This is a genomic window from Chryseobacterium sp. C2(2020) (genome assembly GCF_014218915.1).
Lineage (GTDB): Bacteria > Bacteroidota > Bacteroidia > Flavobacteriales > Weeksellaceae > Chryseobacterium > Chryseobacterium mucoviscidosis.
The window spans coordinates 112,561-133,647 of sequence record NZ_JACLCT010000003.1; the positions used below are offsets into that span (position 1 = coordinate 112,561).

Sequence of the window (21,087 nt, forward strand, 5' to 3'; positions counted from 1 at the left end):
TATTAATGTAATTGCTGTAAAATAAGCAGTGTAAAAAACGAAAATCTCAGGTAAATTATAATACTAAGCAAGAAATCTAAAACCCTCAAACCCTCCAACTCAAAAACTCTCCAACTCAAAACCCCTCCGACTCTAAAAACTCGCCTTTACCTGCATACTTCCGATATGAATCGTTCGGTCTCCGGAGTTTCTGCCTTCGTAGTTTAAATTTAGCTGAAGGAAAGAATTGATCGCCTGCTGAATGAAAACACTCCAAACCTGATTTTTCCCCGGTTTTAAACCATCCAACATCTGGTTTCCGACAATACTGAAATTATTGCCGTTAAAATTATTATTGATGAATGAGAAATTTCCTCTGATAGAAGTTTTTCTGCGTTCCCACTGAATGGTTCCCGTAACATCAAACGCTTTTAGTAATTCTTCTCCATCCACTCTTTGTTTCTGGCGGAATGCCGAAGAAAGTTCAGCCTGAATGGCATCGGTAAACTTATAGGTTGCTTTTGGTTTCGTTTCAAAATTATTCAGACGGTAATCTCTTGTAGAAAATAACTGAGAGGAATTTTGAATATCATGAACCGAATTTTCCCAGTCGATCCGGAATTCTTTATTAAACCAATAGCCGATATTCAGGAAGTGCGAAACCTGTTCCCGCTCTTCATTACTGAAATTCGCATTGATGAGGTTATCATTGGAGATGAAACGGTAATTTCCGTTCCAGCCGGATTTGTCGGTCGGACTGAACTGTGCGGAAGCCAAAATATTCTGATTTTTAAGAATAATGTCATCACTCTTCTCAAAAGGATTCAAAACCAGAACTTTATCTTTTTTGAAGAATGAATTTTGTGAGTTTAATGAAATATTGAAATTCCAGCGTTTTAAAAATTTATTTTCAGAATTAAAAACAATTGAAGGATTTACAAATAACGCGAGCTGAATTTTATTTTTGTTGGAAGGAATATACCGTACAGAGTTGGTGTAAATTCTGATGTATTGCGCCAAATCGGAATATTCGGCAATTTCAAATTCATCAAGCTGCTGAACACCGTCTCCGTTGTAATCTGTCCATTTATAAATTCCCTGTCCGTCCGTCACTTTGATATACTGAAACTCTCTTTGGGCTTCCTGTCCGTTCCCAAGTTCATAGAACGCCTGCAAACGCATTCCGTTCTTGAAAAGCTGCTGATTATAAAGAATATTTCCGACAACGAAGTCATTGTTTCTCGAAAGATCAACATCCTGATTCTGATAAAAGAACTTTCTGTAGTGAAGTAGGGCATTCAGCGTTGTTTTTTCTGTTTTAATGATCTGGCTTTCTGCCATCACTCCCAAAATATTATTCATATTCTGAAGTCGGTTGTCCCGCACAGAATCATTATCACGCATATAAACCTTTGCCAAAAGTTTGGTTCTTGTACTGTCTCCGATTTTTTTCTGAACAAAAATTTCTTTCCAGCTAAAACTGGTAACGTCCATCAGTTGCGTATCATTGTACTTCTTTTCGTTGTGTTCCATGCTTCCGCCAATCGCCCAGCTTCCTTTTTTACCGGTAAACTCAGTGGAAACCCCGCCTCTGATGAATTTGGTATCCTGAAGTACAGCATTGGTATTCAGATAGGATAAATTTCCTTTTGTGAAAAATTTACCGCTGATCCACCCAAAATCCAGATCATTCTTTATTCCTTTATATGTTTCCTGCTCATCAAGATAATTGATTCTGTAATTTAATGTTGATTTATTGTTCCATTTGTTCAAAAAGCTGAAAATAAATCTGTTCTGCGTTCTTCCGCTGAATTCCTGCGCAAGGTTGAAATCTCTGGAGAATTCCACATCATTAATTCGGTCTAAAATATGAAACTGCTTGTCTATATATTGATATTCGAAATTCGGAGTTCCTTTCCAGTTATTTTTGGTGAAGGTTTTGTTTCCGAAAACTCTCCATGCATATCCTATATTCTGCTGAGAATCTTTTGATGAAAATAAATTGACATCATAATTGCTCAAAGAAATATCCGCTCCTATTTTTCCGTCTTTTAATAAATATTCTGAGTTTACAGAATACACCTGAGATTTTTCCGGAGAAGGAAGTTTCCTTACGGCACGATAATCTCCCATGTTGGGACCAACGTAAGCGAAAACACGCCCGTTGTTGGTTGTCTGCGTAATTTTGTAATCTCCTAAATTAGCCCCGAAATACGTGTAAGAAACGCTGTACAATGTTTGTGTGGCATCGGTTGAAAATTCATAATAATTTCCTCCCGAACTTTGAACCAGTTTATATAAGATTTTATTGACATCATATTCTGTAACCACACCTGATGGAGCATACATTAAATTCGGATTGTTTCCGGCTTCTGCAAGAATCTGCTGATCTTCCTGTGAAAGATTTAAAGAAAGCGGTGCATTTTTATTGTCGTTTTCCATAAACCAGTTCAGTCCGAGCTTCAGTTTTTCCCTTTTATGCTCAACTTTTCCGGTAAATAAATATCTGGAATAATTTCTGTTGGTATAATTATAAGATATCGTAATGAAATTCTGCTGGAAGATCGGTCGGAAACTGGTAAAAGTAACTTCTCCGGTATTGTAATTGATGATATAATCCTGATTTTCACCGCGCTTCATCAAGATTCCGTCGATGAAAACCTGCTCAGAACCTGAAATTAAAGTGATAAACTGTTCGCCGTTTTTTCCTGTCAATCGATAAGGTCCCTGATTTCCTTCCACTCCCTGAAAACGGATTCTGTGAAATTCACTTCGTGCAACCCCCATCGAAACATCCACAAAGGTTTTGTTCTCTTTCCCGAATTCCGTCTGAAATTCGAGTCCCATACTTCTCCGCTGATATTTAGCAAAATAATTTTTAGCTTCCACCAAATCCAGATGTCCCGCTCTCAATATCGATTTATCCTTGATATTAAGCTGCATATAAATTTTGTCGAATTCCTCAAGCGTTTGTGTATATCCATCTGCCTGAATCGGAAGATTGTGATCCGAAATACTCGCAAGAATAGTTACATCTTTCGAAAGTCTTCCGGAAATCTGCAAATCCATAGAACTTTGTACAGATTGCCCCTGATTGTTACCAAACGTAATCCCGCGAATGATGGATCCTTTGGAATTTAATTCCCCTAAAAATCTTTTTTTATCATTCTTTGCGAGAACACCTTCATCTACAATAATGCGGTTGTTGGTCTTTACAAAATCGAGCGTGTCTTTTGCGAAAATATCCTGCTCAAATCTGGCAGCGAGAATGCTGTCCTGCTTAAGACTGTCATTCTTAAGAGTGTCTTGCGGAAGATTGGGATTTTTCCATGTAAATACCTGAGCATTTCCTGAAAATATGCCCACGAACAACAACACGAATATCAGAATAAAATTTCGCAAATCTCTAAAAATAAAGCGTAAAAATACTTAAAAATACTTTATGGAAAGGGTTTTAGTATTATTAACAGAAAATTAACCTAATTATTGCATTACTAAAAAAAAATGGTGTACTTTTGGCCTGTAAATTATTAATAATTAAATTTTTTAAGTCATGAAAAAACTTTATTTCTTAGCCTTAATTGGCTTTTCAGGATTAACTTTTGCACAAGGGTCTGAATCATTTACAAATTTAAATGCATCAGCAAGTTCATATGTCGGGGGAAGTTATTCTGGAGATAATGGAGTTACTTGGACATATTCAGGAGCAAGAAAAGTTACCTCTACAGATAACGTTACAGGAACTTCCGTTGGGTTTGACTCAAGTGGAACAAGAAATGTAAAAGCCAATTCAGGAGCAAACGGAGTGGGTACAATTACTTATACTGTAAGATCTTATTTTACTGCAGGAACTGGTGCTAACAGAACGATGGCTGTGTATGTTAATAATATTCAGGTAGATAATTATTCATTAGCAGCAATGGATACGAATTATACAAGATCTGTAACCGTAAATACTCCTGGAGATGTTGTTATAGAATTTAGATCAACAGGAAGTAGACAGATTGTTTTAGATGATGTTTCATGGACGCAATTGGGAGGAACATTATCTGCTAACGATTTATCTAAAGCAAAAGAGACTTTTGTTAAAAACTCTTTAATAACAAATAATGAAATTGTTTTCGGAGCAGACTCTAAAGAGGTGAAAATTTATACAATGAATGGACAAATGATAAAGTCTGTTTCAGTAAAAGAGAATCAATCTGTAAATGTTTCTGAACTAAAAGAAGGGAACTATATTGTAACGGGAATACTAAACGGTAAAAAAGTTTCTGAGAAAATTATTAAAAAATAATTTTAATAATTTGTTAAATACTCACCACCATTTAATTTAAATGGTGGTTTTTTTGTAAATTTGTTCGTATAAAATATTAATATTTAAAGTTTTAAAACAATGAAAAAGATCTTTACTTTTTTGAGTATTATTGGGATAACAGCTTTAGCGAACGCCCAGATTGTAATTAATGAAATCTACGGTGGTGGAGGAAATAGTGGCTCTACTTATAAGAATGATTTTATTGAATTAAAGAATATTGGATCAACAACTGTAACATTAAGCGGTGCAACCTTACAGTATGGATCGGCTGCTAATGCTATTGCGCAGTATCATACTTTACCCGATATTACTTTAGCACCTGGTAAAACTTATCTTGTTCAGGAAGCGTTGGGTAACGCAGGAACAACAAACCTTCCAACTCCCGATTATATTGCTCCTATTCCTACAAATTTCGGAACAGGAACTAATACTACTGCTGGTTTTGCAATGTCAGCAACGGCAGGAAAAGTTGCTTTGGCAAGTAATGCAACACAAGTTACTTCGCCTACTGATGGTAATGTACTTGATTTTGTTGGATTTGGAACAACAGCAAGCCAGTATGAAGGTGCAGGACCCGCTCCGGCTCCCTCAAATACAAACTCTGTAGCAAGAATTTCAGGAGATACGAATAATAATAATACTGATTTTGCTGCGGGTGCACCAACTCCACAAAATTCTACATCAGGAACCTTAGCTGTTACAGATTTATCTACTGTAAAAGGAGGTAACTTCGTTAAAAATACTTTTGTTAAAAATGATGAGATTACTTTCGGAGCTGATGCTAAAGATATAAAAGTGTACAACATGCTAGGACAGATCGTTAAAACAGCTTCTGTAAAAGAAAATGAATCTGTAAGCGTTGCTGAATTACAAAAAGGAAATTACATTGTAACAGGTACTGTAAACAATAAGCCAGTTTCTCAAAAAATCCTGAAAGACTAATTTAGCTCTTAAGCATTAAAATAAATAAAAGCCTCAGATTTCAAATCTGAGGCTTTTTTATGAAGTAATTTCAGTTAATTTTTTAATACCAACCTCTTCTTGCCGCATTAATAATAGAACTCAGATTAAGAATTAAAGTATATCGTATTCTTTTTCCGTAATCTTTAAAGCCTGGTTCAAAACCTAAAGAAGACTGCACCGGAAGATAGATTTCAAGAAAATCGGGGATGATTCTCACTTTTACGCCACTGTCCCAGATAAATTTCGTCGATTGGTTTTTGTTGTCATAAACTCCTGCATCTGCATAGACGTGGAAAATTTTCCATACACTTGTATCTACGTTTACTGAAGCAATCCATTTATTTACACTTCCCGGAATGAAGGATTTAAATCCACCGTCTGCCAAAACATACTGTTGGGAAAGAATTCCGCCTGTTGCACTCTGTCCCAATAAATTATAGGAAAAGGAGTAGTCTGAAACTCTGGAAATCCCGTAATTAAAAGTATTGTTTCTGGTATTGTTTTTAATAAAATATCCTGCGAATAATCGTACACTTAGTTTTTGTCTTGGCGCAAATTCCCATCGGTAAAATCCTTCTGCGGTTACTTTATGAAAATCTTCCATCCACTGTGTACTTACACCCAGGCTTTTTTCATGAATACTCTGGCTGTCGTTGTATCCATATCCAACGCTCCAGAGATTATACCGGTCATAGTCGTTATTGGCAATCATCAACGCATTAAGATCTCTTTCAAAATAATTATAAGAAACACCTAAGCTTCTGCTTACCGTACTTCTCGGGTTTTTTCGGAAATTTAAATTCGAATAAATGGAAGCTTTTCGGTAGGCGAGATCATAATCATAGTGAAAATAAGAGCCTGAAACTCCGAAAGTAAGACTTCGGATGATGCTTTCAGCCGGAAGAAAAGAATAGGCAATTGCTCCCGAACCTGTCAGTTTTCCTGTTCCGGTACTGTAAGTCGGAGTAATGGAATACAGAAATTTCTGATCGAAAAACGACTGATTTTTAAAGTTAAATCCGATCAGAAATTTATCGTACGTATTGCTGAAACGTACTCTCGGATTGATGTATATTTCATTGAACTCAGGATTCGGAATATCTTTAATCAGTTTAAGCTTTATTTTACGCATATTGGAAAAGAAACCTTTTGCATACAAAAAGTTATCTATGTAATTGTCTTCCGGGAAAATGTAATCGTCATTCAGTGTTATTTTATAGGTATCTAAAGCCGGAATTGAGAATTTTTTTTCCTTTTGGTTTTCATCTGTTTCAACCCAATATTCTGTGGTTTCACCGTTTTTTGATGTCGTCTGTAATTTTACCGGAATGTTTGCAAAAGTATTTTTCTGGATGGTTACATTCAGAGAATCGCCTTCTCTTTTAAATTTTCTCAGCCTGAAATTTACCCTGTTTTTGTGTTCAAGAAATTCAGGAAGGTAAGATGTTCTTTTATCTTTTTCTGCTAATTCTTTTAAAAAATCAGCAGGATCAATTTCTTTGTCGGTATTTTTGGCAATAAAATCTTTTACAAGAGCTTCAAAATTTCCGTAACCCATTTTGTCGGCAGAATAATTGAAAAGCGTTCCAGTTTCAAAATTACTGATCGCCATATCGTTAAAATTACTCAGGTCAGAATAATTTTCATCAATTTTCTGATCCAGATTCTGAGACATGATATATTGATACGCCAAACCGTATCTTTCAATCAGTTTTACATCCGAAGCATGAAATAATTTTAAAGGTTTTACCCCGAAAATTTTCGTTTCAGGTAAATTTCCCAGCAATTTAGTATCTGCGTAGAATTTTTTGAGGTACTGAATTTCCAGATAAGATTTCAGTCCGTTTCGGAACCAGTGATGATCCTGTTTATCGGTAATGGTGATTTCATCTAAAACTTTTTTGGCAATAATTCCGAAATAGTCAAGATCCGTTTTTTCGGCATCGGTAAAAAGCTGGAATCTGAATTTCCAGAAAGCGATATCATTATTCCCAAAAAAATCTTCCTTATTTCTGAATTTATCTGAAATAAAAATTCTTTCAGGAACAGAACCGATTCTTTCTTTGATGAATTTTAAATGTAAAGGAAGATAAAATTCCAGACTTTCTTTTTCTTCAGGCTTTAAATTGTAACCGAACTTAATTTCCGTATGAATATCGTTCGTATTGATATTAATGGAGGGATATTCATTTTGTGAAATCAGGAACTCAGGATCAGAATCCAGATAACCATTGAAAGAATTGATCTGGGTCTGTAAAAGATTACTTTCTGCAAAATAATTAACCGGAAGATCTAAGTTTACCGTCCAGAATGTATTATAACTTACGGTTTCTTCGATGTCGGCATAATCTCTTTTGGAAATATTGTCCGGATCAAAGCGATCCGGAACAATAAAGAAATATTTTAACGCTACGTTGGTATCAGAAGTTCCGTATCCTGTAAATTTCTTATCAGGAAGCTGAATCTGATATTGAAGCTGAAGTTTTACTTTTTCTCCGGGTTTCAAAGTTTCTTTCAAAGGAAGAAAAATATTTTCCTCTGAAGTTTCTCCTACAGGAATTTCTTCGCCTGAATTTTTAACCTGTAAATTCAGCAGCTTACCAAGCTCATTCTTTTTAGCAAAATGAAGATCGGTATTTCTGTCTTCCAGTTTTCGGTAGACCAGAGAAGTTCCGCGCCTGTTGTAAGCGGCGACCCAATTCAAAAGCTTAATGGTGTTGAGATCTTTCTCCGAATTATTGAAATACACAATTTCTTCGGTTACATCAAGCATCTTTTTATCCTGAGATAATTTAGCCCCAATGTAAATACTATCTTTCTGTGCAGAAACTTCTGCAACACCTAAAAACAAAATAAGACAAATACTGATTCTTTTCAAAATTCCTGATAAAGTATCAAATATAACTTATTTTGCAGAGATTCCGCAAAGATTTTACTGCTGAACTGCTTTTTTTTCTAAAGAATTTAAATATGCTTTCCAGCCTTCGTTTTTATAAGTCTGAGCTGCCTGTTCTGCATTTTCAGCTTTATAAATTCCTCTTCCTACAATAATGAAATCTGTATGAAGTGTTTTAAAAACGTGTTCCGGAGTATTGTACTGCTGTCCTTTTCCGTCTCCTGAATCGGCTAAATTTACACCCGGCGTGAATAATAACATTTCCTCAGGAAGCGTATTTTGAGATACTCCTCCAATAACATTCGGGTGAGATGAAGCTATTTTTAACGCTTCTTCACGATAAGCACTTGTTGTTAATGCACCTTTCGAAGACATTCCGATGATGGCTACAACGCCTACATTTTTGAAGCAGTCTAAAGATTCAAAACCTCCGATCACCTGAGAAGTTACAAAATCTGCCCAGTCTGTAATTTTAAAAACACCGCTTGTAAACTGAAGTTCCTGCGTGTTTCCGATGTCTGCAAATTTTCTGTCTTCCATTAAAAGGAAATTGTGTTTTGCAGCAAGAGCTTTTAGCGGAGTAATGGTTTTTTCGTATTCAAAATCCGAAATAATATCGATGTGAGTTTTTAAAGCAATAACGTGTGGCCCCACTTTTTCAGCTAAATCTAATAATTCCTGAGTGGTGGTAACATCTGCTGAAGCGATTAAATTAGACTGTTTTGCTAAAGCAGTTTCCAGTAATTTTTTGGAAACGGAATGCTGTGCGGCTTCTAATTTCTGTTCGTAAGAAGGTCTTATTTTTTCTTCAAACTGAATGTGGTTTCCCTGTAAAAAATCCTGAATTCTCTTTACTTCATCATCGGTAAGTTCGCCGTTTTCACGAAGAATGGTGCAGACTTCAGAAATATTGAATAGGGTGTGAACTCTGTAACCACGGCTTTCCAGAAGCTCTTTTCCGCCCTGTTCTCTGTCTAAAACCACAACAATATCTGCAACTTTGATGTCTTCCTGCTCAACTTCTGCAATGGTTTCAATTAAAGATTTTCCGGAGGTAATGACGTCTTCCACCAAAAGACAGTTTTGTCCTTTCTGGTAAATTCCTTCGATCAGTTTTTTAGTTCCGTAGTTTTTAGCTTCTTTTCTTTTAATAATTAACGGAATATAGCTTTCCAGAGACATCGCTGTAGCCATCGGAAGTGCTGCATAAGGAACTCCGCAGATCAGATCAAAATTATCCAGAGGAAGCATATCCAGTAAATAATTGGCTAAATTTTTTAAAATTTTCGGATCTGAAGCCAAAGGTCTTAAATCTACATAAAAAGGGCTTTCGATTCCGCTTTTCAGGGTAAATCTTCCGAATTTAATGATGCCCAGTTTGTAGCACTCCAAAAAGAATTCTTTTTTACTTTCCATTATTTTTTATTAGATGTTGCAAATTTAAGGAAATGATGTTAAATGTCAATTGTGAATTTTGCTCTGTTTTTTTAACACGAATGACACTAATGTTTTCACGGATAACACAAAAATTAAAAATATCAGCATATTCGAAATCAGTAAAATCAGCGAGATTAAAAAATTACGATTCGCTTTTAGCATTTCTCCATAAAAAAACCACTCGTACGACGAATGGCTTATAAATATTATTTTCAAATTATTTTACAATTTCGGCATCAATTACTTTCGTGGTGCCTGAATTATATTTTTGCTCGGTTTCCCAGAGAAGGAATTTATCTACCTCCTTAATCAGTTTCGGTATTGCCAGTGATAAAACAGCAAGATCATCCAAAACGCCGATCACTGGGACGGCAACTTCCGGCAGAAGATCTATCGGGGAGATCACGTATAACAATCCTAACAACGGCAGAATAATATCGATGGATCTCATAGGATATTCTCCTTTTCTCCACATTTTTATCATTCTGAAAATATCAGGGATTTTTTTTACGAAACCTTTGTGGTTAATCGCTTCTTTTGCCAGATTCAGTTTAGAATACTTCATTTTGTGTTTAGGTTTAAATAATTTTTTTTAACTCTGTAAATTTCGCAAATTCTGTACCAATAATTTACAAAATTTAGTTAAAATTATTTAATAATATTATCTATAAACTGATGGGTAGATTCTGTGTTCCAGTCTCTTGAGGCATCTTCCTTGATTAAAATTCGTCCGTCTTTATCCAGAAGATAGGTTGTAGGAAACACTTTCGGAAGGATTTTCTCAGAGATCGGACTTTGTGCAATGTATACAGGAACGTTGTAATTATTCTCTTTCAGAAATTTTCTTACCGCATCCTCTTTATCTTCCATGGCGATTAAAACAAAATTTACATGATCTTTTCTGGTATCATACAGTTTCTGGATCGAAGGCCATTCTTTTCGGCACGGAGGACACCATGTTCCCCAGAAATTAAGGAAAACCGCCTTTCCTTTAAAAGCTTTAAGATTGGTACTCGGAACATTAATTCCCTTCAGATCGATATCATAATCTTCTTCGCTGATGTGTACCGCGTTTTCAATGGTGGCTACCGGAAAAAATGCTTCCTGCAGTTTTTCCTTCACTCCCGGAATAAATGCGATAACGGCAATAACTGCGATCAGTACAATGTAAATTATATTTTTTTTCATTAAATCTATATTATTTATTTTGTCCCAATATATTGAAAGTAATTATTATTAAGCTGATAAATCAGAAATTTTTTTGAAACAACACCGTCTTTATCAACAATTGGAATATACAATTTGTCTTTATCAAATGTAATCAGTTTCAGCGGACGTTCCGGTCTGTCAACAACGCTGAAAAAGTCAAAATCAACCTGAATTTTATTGAGAGTTGTTGTTTTTGTTTTAAAAATCTTATCAGAATCAATTAACTGATCTTTTCGGATCGTAAATGCCTGAATTGCCTGAGCCATATCTTTCGTAGAGAAAATTCCGTTAGAAATAACAAGATAATACATCTGATTATTAAGAGGAACTTTTATAATTTCCGAAATAAAATAAGGAGTATCAGACTGTTCTTTATTATAAATGGTTTTTACTTTTCCATTTGAGGAATATTGAATGATCTGATCAAAACTTTTCATCGTTCCTCCCAGTTCTGTATCCCAAACATAAAATCTGAGTTTTTTATCTTCGGAGGTAATAATGCTTACTTTATTATTTAAATTTTTAAAGCTATACAACAGTGTTTCAGGATTTTCGGAAATGAATTTCTTGAATTCTGCAGAAAAATGTAAAGACTGAGATTCTTTACCATCATAGTCGTCATTCTGAGAAAATTTTTCATATTCTTTTGAGAAAAATAGTTCTTTATTTTCAAGCTTTGAATTTTGAGCATTCAGAAAATTCGAAATGCATAGAATTACAACAAAAAATCTGAAAAATTTCGACATATTACAACAATTCTAAAATTTCCTGAACAGCATCTTTTCCTCTGTTCTTCGCATAATACACCTGAAGATCGTTATAGAAATGATCTTTAGTATATACTTCAGGATCAGCTTTGTATTTCATCAGAAGTTCTGTTCCGAATTTCGGACGCGGTCCCCAGGAATTTTTAACATTCAAATCTTTATCCAGAATAATCACTTTCGGAATCGATTCAGTTCCGTTCGTTAAAAACTGACTGATTAAACTCTTGTCGCTGTCTCTCAGGAAAATACGAACCTCATTTTTACCTTCGAAAAATTTAACCAAAGCAGGAACGGTTGCACTTGCATCACCACACCAAACCTCAGAAATAATTAAAATTTTACCGTCGAAATTTTTAGATTCTAACTGTTTTAGCTGTTCTTCATCCGCCACATACTTCTTTAACGTTCTGTCGATTCTCTGAAGTCCAAGTTCGTAATAAGGTTTATAATCTGCTTCCTGCTGATCGGAAGGGTTTTCTAATCTCTGTTTTCCGATTTCCACATACTCTTCGAAAGAGATGCCTTTATCCCAGTAATTTTTCACTGCTAAAATTATGATGTTTAAAAATTATTGATGTTTCTTGTTTTGTTGATAAGGAATAAATCTGCCAGAACAAACGCCGCCAGACTTTCCACCACCGGAACTGCTCTTGGAAGAACGCACGGATCATGACGTCCTTTTCCTTCTACAATTGCCGGATTTCCGTATTTATCCACACTTTCCTGAGGTCTTAAAATCGTTGCCACAGGTTTGAAAGCCACACGGAAATAAATATCCATTCCGTTGGAAATTCCACCCTGAATTCCTCCCGAAAGATTGGATTTTGTGGTAAAATCTTCGTTAAAAAGATCATTGTGTTCTTTTCCTGTCATTTTTGCACCACAGAAACCGCTTCCGTACTCAAAACCTTTTGCTGCATTAATGTTCAGCATGGCTTTTCCTAATTCAGCCTGAAGTTTTGAGAAAACGGGTTCGCCGATTCCTACAGGAACATTTTTAATCACACAGGTAATTGTTCCGCCAATCGTGTTTCCTTCTTTTTTGATTTCTTTGATTCTTTCGATCATTTTTTCTGCCGTTTCCGCATCCGGACAACGCACTTCATTGCTTTCGGTTTTCGAAAAATCCAAAGCCTGATAAGGTTTTTCACAGAAAATTTCGCCTACGGAAGAAACGTATGCGTTGATCTCGATATCCGATAAAAACTGTTTTGCTAAAGCTCCGGCAACCACCCAGTTGATGGTTTCTCTTGCAGAAGATTTTCCGCCGCCGCGATAATCCCTCAATCCATATTTCTGATCATAAGTAAAATCTGCGTGGCTCGGACGATAAGATTCTGCAATATGATCATAATCTTTTGATTTCTGATTTTCGTTTTCGATGATGAAGCCAATCGGAGTTCCAGTTGTTTTTCCTTCAAAAATTCCTGAAAGAAATTTCACTGTATCACTTTCTTTTCTTTGGGTTACGATGGCAGACTGCCCCGGTTTTCTGCGATCCAATTCATACTGAATTTTATCAAAATCTACCGTTAAACCTGCCGGAAAATTATTAATGATTCCACCGTAAGCCAGACCGTGACTTTCTCCAAATGTTGTAAGACTGAGAAGATTACCTAAAGTATTTAACATACTACAAATTTAAGGCTTTTTCTTCAGATAAAAAGGCTCCCGAAATATGATCTATTTACCGAGAGGATTGATAGTATAAATAACAGATTTTGCCTGTTTTCTTTCCTGATTATTTAATTTTTTCCAGATAAATCCTTTTTTCAGGTTTTTATCATCAATTAATTGAGGAAATATCCCAAGTTTTTCATCTTGTGAAATATAACCTGCGGAAATAGCGGGGAGTTTAGAATCATAATTAAAAGGATAATTAGAAGAAACATTAAAGTTTAAATTGCCAACCCTGAAAGAATTAAACTTTGTGCTTTCATAGACTGAAGGTTTATAAAACTGTTTTTTTTCAAATTTTCCCATAAAACTTCCCGGATTGAAGCTTGGAAAATAGGTTTTTAAAATATTCGGGAAAGTTAAAAAGCTAATAAAGAGGATACTTAAAACAGAAAATACCGCAACCGATTTCTTCTGGTTAAAATAATCTCTGAAAAGAATAAAGAAGATCACGAAAAAGACATCCATAAAAAATCTGTACTGCGCTGAAAAAAGAAGAACCAAAATACTTTTAATAATAAGCGAGATACAGATAAAAGTAATAATTCTGTTTTTTTTGATGAAAGTAAAAACAACGAAAATGATCAGACTTACAGTAAAAAGAAGATTTATTTTTGCTTTGATTCCATTGAGAAAAAGCCAGTTTCTGATGTAATCGATGGCAGAAAATTTCTGAATTTCTTCATACGAATATTGCATATCGTATGTTTTCTGAATGGCAAACTGAGAAGATATTTTTAAAATTTCAGGATTGGGTTTCCAGCTTACTCCTAAATCTATTATTGAAACAGGGAAAACCGGATATCCGAATGTGTAAATATTTTTAATGAAAAACAGGAAACTGATTAAAATTCCGAAGATTAAATTTTTTAAGTTGGATTTCAAAATAAAAACAGAGTAGAGAAAACTCAAAACCGGCAGCCAGATCATAGTAGGTTTGATGATAAAAACAAAAACTGAAAAAGCGAACAGGAGAGAGGTTTGTTTATTTTGTTTTAAAATTTCATTTAAAATGATGAGTGCAAAAACAATAACAGGCAAATCCGGACTTGGTGACTGACAGAACAATAGTAAAACCGGAATAACACACAACTGAATCCAGCTTTTTTTTTCTACTATATATAAGGTATAAATAATCAGTACAACTGAATTGATTCTTAAAAACGGATCGGAAAAATTGGAAAATCCGGCCTGAAAAATATGCCAAACCGACATTTGTCCCAATGTGAGATCGAGGTTGGATATTCCTTTTACCAAACCCAATTCTTTCAGCCATTTTATAGTGGGAACATAATATCCGAAATGGTCTAAAATATAGGGATAAAAAGATCCACTGAATAAAATAATTAATGAAACTAAGCAGATCAGCGAAAAATCTTTTTTTGAAAAGGCTGTAAAATCTTTATAAAGTTTATCCTTAAAAAAATAAACCAATCCTATTGCAATAGTAGAAAATTCTGCATAACGGTTTAAAGGAATAAAAAGTGCAAGAATTGTCCACGATAAGCTTATTCCAAGAATTCCTAAAAGAATTTTTCCGGATATTCCTTCAATTAATTTTCCTGAAAAATTTTCTACAATTTTTCCTGTTCCCATTAAAACAGGAATGAGTAAAAGCGTGGAAAGGAAAATCAAAATCATAAAAAAAGATTGCCTAAAAATAAGCAATCTTTCTCTTTTATGGTGAAAATATAATTTTATCTTGGCTGCACTCTGCCGCTTTTTCTGTCCTGCGCTCTACCTAAAGTATATCCTGTCGCACCTCCGATTACACCCCCAATGGCTGCACCGGCTCCCGGACTTTTCTTATTAACAATAGCTCCTAAAGCCGCTCCACCTACAGCACCGATGATGGTACCTTTAGCCGCTTCACTCATCCCTTTTTTCTTAGCAGTAGTCTGGGAACTTCCGTTATTGGCATAACTTCCGTTACTCGAACCTGAGCTCTGGCTAGGTCTGTCTCTGTAAACAGTACGGGTTTCTCTTATCACTTGTGGTTTTGCATTGGCAGCAGCAGTTCTTGCTTTTTGTACTTCTAAAACACTGTCTGCTTTTTTCTGTGCTTCATAAGCCATTTTCTCTTTCTCAATGGCTAATTTTTGTTTTTCAATTTCCAACTGTCTCATCTGGAACTCCATTTTCTGCTGTTCCAAAGATTGTTGTGCTATCTGGTCGTCTTTTTTACAGGCAGTCAGTAAAAATACCGACATCAATCCTGTTAATACTATACTTTTCATAACTCAAATTTTTATAAGGATTTTAAGTCAATCCAACTTCGATGTTATACTGTTTTCAATTTTGAAGCCAAAATTCAGTTAAGCAATGTTAAAAATTTTTAACAAATCTTAAATTTTTAATGTAAATCCTTTATCCATAATGGATTTTATGCTGTTAAAAATTGTTGATTTTTGCTTAAAATTTAATTAATATGAATTCTTTATCTTTGAAATACCAAATTACAGTATTATGAAAAAATCAATTGTAAAAATTATGCTTTTTGCAGCCGTAATTGCTGTCGTAAGTTCTTTTTCGGCAATTAAAGGTGATTCTGAAAAAAAATATTCACCATCTAAAAACATTTCTCAGACAGAAACCTATCAAATCCGTTTTGGACTACAGAATCAGAATGGTTCTAAAACACTTTCAGGAAGTTATGATCTTGGTAATTTTGTAGCAACAAATACCGTAACCGGAGAAACTTTTGAAACGTATGGTGGAAGCGGAATGCAGTCTTTGCCTCAGTATTTTGACGGTCTTCCTGAAGGAAATTATACCTTCACTGCCACACAAGGACAAGGAGGATGGGTAGGCTACGGTTCTGTGACGGCAGAAGTTTCTGAGGCGAAAGTAGATGCAGATGGTTATGTTACCATTTATGTTCCTATTGCCTGGGAAGAGTAGTGCAGACTTATTTACAAATTAGCAAGTATTTTAAGCCTCCTGAGTAAGGGGGCTTTTTTATTTAAGACAATAAAGCATTGTTTTATATGTATTGAGTTCTTCGTATTTAATTTGAATTTACAAATTCATAAAACACTTATACTAAAACAGAAAAGATAACGTTATTAAAAAACAAATTTGACTGTGTGAATGATTTAGATAGTTAAATTTTGATGCGTTTTCTGCAAAAAGATTGTAATTTATACTATATATTATTAAAAAACGAATTAGATTTGCAGTACAACAATAAATTTTCTGCCTATGGTGAATTTTTTTACTTTTTTTCAATTTTATCACAAACTCAATTTCCCGGATAGTTCTTATCCGAAGCAAGATTTCTTAAGTAAAATTTATAACTTTCATATCCTAAGAGGATTTAATATGTATTAATATGAAAAAATATCTATTGTTTTTTTTCTTGGCACTTTCATATATACTGAGTGCACAGGTAAATTCTTATAGTTTTTCACAATCTACGGGAACCTATACAGATTTGCCAAGTTCTGCAACGGTTTTGGCAACAGCAACAGGGAACACAGGTGCGGCATCATTAGACAATGTTGTTTATCCGGTTACTCTTCCTTTTCCTGTTTCCTTTAACGGAAGCAATTATTCTTCCATCAATGTTTCAACAAACGGATTTATTACTTTCGGAGCAACCGCCCCGGGAACCGCTACGTACAGCCCGATTTCCAGCACGGAGGCTTATGCAGGAGCTGTTTCTGCATGGGGTAGAGACTTAAATTCAGTTTTTAATATTGCTTCTAAAACAGGAAGCATCAGTTGGGCTGTTGTAGGTACAGCGCCTAACAGAGAGATTGTAGTACAATGGTCAGACTTCAGACCTTCTTATTCTACTTCTACAACCAGTGTTTATACTTTTTCTTTTCAGATCAGACTTAGAGAAACTACAAATACGATTGCAGTAGTATATAAAGGAGGAAGTTATCTTGCGGGTACTACTTCTGTAAGCGGAACAATTCAGGCGGGATTAAGAGGGGCTACCAACGCCGATTTTAATCACAGACTGAATGCTACGACTGCTTTGTTTACAGCTTCTACTTTAGCAACAGCGAACAGCAGTACTCAGGCGTTTAATACGACTGCTGCTACTCCGGGGATGCCTTCGGATGGACTTATCTATACATGGACTCCGCCATCTTGTTTCGGACCTTCTGGTTTTGCTTCTTCGGGAGTTACTACAAACAGTGCTACGGTTACTTGGGCGGCTGCTTCAACGCCTCCTGCAAATGGATATGAGATCTATTACAGTACGACTACAACGGCTCCTGCTACACCACAGATTACAGGTATTGCAGGAACAGCTACAAGTTATACTATACCGGGATTAGCTGCTAATACCACGTATTATGTATGGATTAAAGCAAAGTGCAGCTCGACAACTCAAAGTTCATTAATTGGACCTATTAGTGTTTATACGGGATATTGTACTCCTACAGGCGGTACTTCTTCCACTACGTATTATTTAAATAATGTTACAACAACTGGTGGATGGACTAATCTTGCCTACACCGCTACTTCTTATCAGGCTTATGTAAATTCTCCAGGAGTGATATTGAGCTCTCCGGGAAATACGGTGACGGCTAATTTAGCTACATCAGGTGGAAGTACTTATTATTATTACGTATGGGTAGACTGGAATAATGATCTTGATTTTAATGATCCGGGAGAAACAGTTCTGGCAACGACAAGTTACACTGCAACTGCAACTGCGAATATTGTTATTCCTGCAGGACAGGCTGTAGGAAATTACAGAGTTCGTACTTCATCATCATTTATCGGAGCTAATACTTCGTGCGGGCCTTCTCCGTATGGAAACTTCGTAGATTTTACTTTATCTATTGTAGCGCCTCCAACATGTTTACCTCCAACAGGTCTTGTTATCAGCAATGCGACAACTTCAAGTGCGACAATACAGTGGACGGTTCCGGCTACACCGCCGGCAAACGGATATGATGTTTATTACAATACAACCGGAGTTGCTCCTACAGCAGCAACTGTTCCTCAGTATACTGGTGTTACAGGACCTAGCCAGTTGATCACCGGTTTGGCAGCTAGTACAACGTATTATATTTGGGTGAGAGCAAGATGCAGCAGCTCGGATATTAGTTATTGGTCCGGACCTCGTACGGTTTACACAAACTATTGTGTTCCTACAGGAGGTTCTTCTTCTACTACTTATTATCTGAATAATATTACGACTACTGGTGGATGGACTAATTTAGCTTACACGGCATCGTCGTATCAGGCGTATGTAAATACTCCTAGTGTTGTTTTGAGTTCTCCAGGATTTACGGTAACAACAAATTTAGCGACATCTGGTGGAAGTACTTATTACTATTATGTATGGGTGGACTGGAATAATGACCTTGATTTTAATGATCCGGGAGAAACTATTCTGGCAACAACAACGTATACATCAACTGCAACAGCAAATATTGCCATTCCTGCAGGACAGGCTTTAGGAAACTACAGAGTTCGTGCTTCTTCATCATTTATTGGTGCAAACAGTGCTTGCGGACCTGCTGCATATGGAAATTATGTAGATTTTACATTATCTGTTGTAGCGCCTCCTACGTGTCTGCCTCCAACTGGTCTTGTGATTGCAAACGCAACAACATCAAGTGCAACAATACAGTGGACGGTTCCGGCTACGCCACCGGCAAATGGTTATGATGTTTATTACAACACTACAGGAGTTGCTCCTACCGCAGCAACTGTTCCTCAGTTCACAGGAGTTCCTGGACCTAGTCAATTGGTAACAGGATTAGCTTCAAGCACAACGTACTATTTCTGGGTAAGAGCAAGATGTAGTGCTTCAGATATTAGTTATTGGTCCGGACCTCGTACGGTGTATACAAATTATTGTTTGCCAACGGGAGGTTCATCATCAACAACAAATTATTTAAAAACAATTACTTCTACAAACGGATTTACAAATCTGAATTATACTGCTACAAGTTACAGTGCATATGTAAATAATTCGGCGACAAGTTTCTCTGTATTGCCTGGAGGAATTGCTAACGTTTCGATGAATGCAGGAACAAGCTCTTATTATTATTATATCTGGATCGACTGGAATAATGATTTGGTGTTTGATCCGGCTACTGAGCAGGTTTATTATTCAGGGGGTTATGTAAATTCTGTAACCAACGCTCCTGTAAGTTCGGTAGGTCGTCCTTCGGGATCATACCGTGCAAGATTTGCAGCATCTTATATTGGTACAATTACGCCTTGCGGACCGGCTCCTTATGGTAATTATGTAGATTTTACATTTATCATTAAGCCATGTTCTACAACAGCACCTACCAATGTATATGTGGATGCAATTGCTCATAATGCAGCAACTGTACACTGGACTCCTTCTCCTGATAACCTGGGTTATAAAGTATACTGGAGAAAGAACGGAACGACAGCATGGGTGAATTCCTCAGTTGTAATAGCACCACCGGCTACATCTTACACCATAACTACAGGTTTAGATCCGGCTACAAAATATGATGTAATGGTAGTTGCAGTTTGTAACAATACCGAAGGTACTGCTACTCCGGCTGTGTTTACTACGAGATGTGATCCTACACCTCCGAATGTAACCATAAGTAATATTACCACAAACTCTGCAATCGTAACTTGGGCTCCTATTGTGGCGAGTGCTACTTATGTAATCAGATACAGAATTGTTGGTACAGGAACATGGGCAACAGTGAGTATCACTGCACCTCCTTTAAATACATATCCACTTACCGGATTAACTCCGTACACTACATATGAAGTACAGGTGGCGAATATCTGTAATGGTGAAACGACTGTTAATACTTGGTCTAATCCTAAAGTATTTACAACGGAAAGAACTTGTCAGTTACCTCCTCCGGGACTTACTATTACAGCGATTACTCCAACTACAGCACAAGTAACATGGGATCCTTTCCCGGGAGCTACTTATATCTTAAGATACAGAAAAGTAGGAATTCCGAGCTGGACAATGGTTCCGTCTAATACCAATACGATTACCCTTACAGGTTTATTGGAGCTGACTAAATATGAAATGCAGGTAGCAAACGTTTGCAGCGGAACTCCGGGCACGTATACACTTCCTTATTTCTTCACAACGCCAACAATTGTTTATTGTCAGATGGCATCTACAGGAGCTATAACTTCAGAATATATTTCTAAAGTAACGGTAACGCCAAATGGCAAACCTCAGATGACAAATACTTCCGTAGGATCTAACTATACAGATTATACAGGGGTGACAACTAAATTTATTGAGCTGATTCAGGGATCTACTGATAACAAGATAGTGATCGATAAAAAATTAGCAGGAAACAATAAAGCAGGAGTTGCAGTATGGATCGATTTCAACAGAAACGGATATTTCGATATCAATGAAAGAATCCTTGCGGACGGACCAAACAGCAATCCTACAGCAAGTACAATCTTTACAGTGCCTGCAGATGCATTCATCAGTCTGGTAGACTACAAATATGTGGTGATGAGAGTGGCAATGGGCAAAGATATTATTCCGGTAAATTGTACCAACTTCCCAGATGGTGAAGTAGAAGATTACACGGTAAGAATTTCTAAGCTTCCGGTTCCTAATTCAATCAATCAGTCTGATATATTAATCTATCCGAATCCGGTTAGCACAATATTAAATGTTAAGAACATTAGTGCGAGAGGGAATTATAAGATCTATAATTCAGCCGGACAGGTGGTATCAAGCGGTATTATCTTAAACAATAAGATCGACGTTCATAACCTGATAAACGGAGTGTATGTAATCGATATTGAGGATTCTAAAGGAACTGTACAAAAGAAGTTCATTAAAGAATAAAATAATTAATAATTTACACATGATAAGCCTTCAGAAATGAAGGCTTATT

Annotated in this window: 14 protein-coding genes; 4 read left to right on the forward strand and 10 right to left on the reverse strand. The window is 36.0% G+C overall.

The window, feature by feature from the left end; genetic code table 11:
* Positions 1 to 132: 132 nt before the first annotated feature.
* Positions 133 to 3,345 carry a hypothetical protein gene (locus H6W52_RS02920; protein WP_241277867.1) on the reverse strand — a complete coding sequence of 1,071 codons (3,213 nt, stop codon included), beginning with the start codon at positions 3,343 to 3,345 and terminating at the stop codon, positions 133 to 135.
* A gap of 187 nt (positions 3,346 to 3,532) precedes the next feature.
* Between H6W52_RS02920 and H6W52_RS02925 the strand changes: the two genes are divergently transcribed.
* Both H6W52_RS02925 and H6W52_RS02930 read left to right on the forward strand, forming a co-directional pair.
* Positions 3,533 to 4,273: a T9SS type A sorting domain-containing protein gene (locus tag H6W52_RS02925; RefSeq protein WP_076390858.1), complete on the forward strand. Its 741-nt coding sequence runs from the start codon at positions 3,533 to 3,535 to the stop codon at positions 4,271 to 4,273.
* A gap of 99 nt (positions 4,274 to 4,372) precedes the next feature.
* Positions 4,373 to 5,236, forward strand: a complete 864-nt coding sequence (locus H6W52_RS02930; protein ID WP_116097195.1) for a T9SS type A sorting domain-containing protein — start codon at positions 4,373 to 4,375, stop codon at positions 5,234 to 5,236.
* Between the two features lie 82 nt (positions 5,237 to 5,318).
* Here the strand turns inward: H6W52_RS02930 and H6W52_RS02935 are convergent, their stop codons facing one another.
* From H6W52_RS02935 to H6W52_RS02975, 9 genes are all read right to left on the reverse strand, one after another.
* The gene (locus tag H6W52_RS02935; protein ID WP_228457510.1) at positions 5,319 to 8,135 is read right to left on the reverse strand and encodes an aminopeptidase; all 2,817 of its coding nucleotides are present in this window, start codon (positions 8,133 to 8,135) and stop codon (positions 5,319 to 5,321) included.
* A gap of 54 nt (positions 8,136 to 8,189) precedes the next feature.
* On the reverse strand, positions 8,190 to 9,569 hold the full coding sequence (gene pyrF, locus H6W52_RS02940) for an orotidine-5'-phosphate decarboxylase (protein ID WP_116097199.1): 1,380 nt from the start codon (positions 9,567 to 9,569) through the stop codon (positions 8,190 to 8,192).
* Positions 9,570 to 9,807: 238 nt separating this feature from the next.
* Positions 9,808 to 10,155 (reverse strand): YkvA family protein, encoded by a 348-nt coding sequence (locus H6W52_RS02945; RefSeq protein WP_076390861.1) that lies wholly within the window; start codon positions 10,153 to 10,155, stop codon positions 9,808 to 9,810.
* 83 nt (positions 10,156 to 10,238) lie between these two features.
* Positions 10,239 to 10,778 (reverse strand): TlpA family protein disulfide reductase, encoded by a 540-nt coding sequence (locus H6W52_RS02950; RefSeq protein WP_076390862.1) that lies wholly within the window; start codon positions 10,776 to 10,778, stop codon positions 10,239 to 10,241.
* Between the two features lie 14 nt (positions 10,779 to 10,792).
* Entirely contained in the window at positions 10,793 to 11,545 is a 753-nt protein-coding gene (locus H6W52_RS02955) for a hypothetical protein (RefSeq protein ID WP_116097201.1), read from the reverse strand.
* Between the two features lies 1 nt (position 11,546).
* Positions 11,547 to 12,110, reverse strand: a complete 564-nt coding sequence (locus H6W52_RS02960) for a thioredoxin family protein (RefSeq protein WP_116097203.1) — start codon at positions 12,108 to 12,110, stop codon at positions 11,547 to 11,549.
* Positions 12,111 to 12,127: 17 nt separating this feature from the next.
* Positions 12,128 to 13,198: a chorismate synthase gene (gene aroC, locus H6W52_RS02965; protein WP_076390865.1), complete on the reverse strand. Its 1,071-nt coding sequence runs from the start codon at positions 13,196 to 13,198 to the stop codon at positions 12,128 to 12,130.
* 51 nt (positions 13,199 to 13,249) lie between these two features.
* Entirely contained in the window at positions 13,250 to 14,884 is a 1,635-nt protein-coding gene (locus H6W52_RS02970) for an LIC_10190 family membrane protein (protein WP_116097205.1), read from the reverse strand.
* 56 nt (positions 14,885 to 14,940) lie between these two features.
* Positions 14,941 to 15,480 carry a YMGG-like glycine zipper-containing protein gene (locus H6W52_RS02975; protein ID WP_116097207.1) on the reverse strand — a complete coding sequence of 180 codons (540 nt, stop codon included), beginning with the start codon at positions 15,478 to 15,480 and terminating at the stop codon, positions 14,941 to 14,943.
* 229 nt (positions 15,481 to 15,709) lie between these two features.
* Here H6W52_RS02975 and H6W52_RS02980 point away from each other — a divergent pair, with 229 nt between their 5' ends.
* Complete coding sequence (locus H6W52_RS02980) at positions 15,710 to 16,144, forward strand: hypothetical protein (RefSeq protein WP_116097209.1); 435 nt, start codon at positions 15,710 to 15,712, stop codon at positions 16,142 to 16,144.
* Between the two features lie 430 nt (positions 16,145 to 16,574).
* A complete protein-coding gene (locus tag H6W52_RS02985; protein ID WP_116097211.1) occupies positions 16,575 to 21,038 on the forward strand; it encodes a fibronectin type III domain-containing protein in 4,464 nt (1,487 codons plus the stop codon).
* Positions 21,039 to 21,087 lie beyond the last annotated feature (49 nt).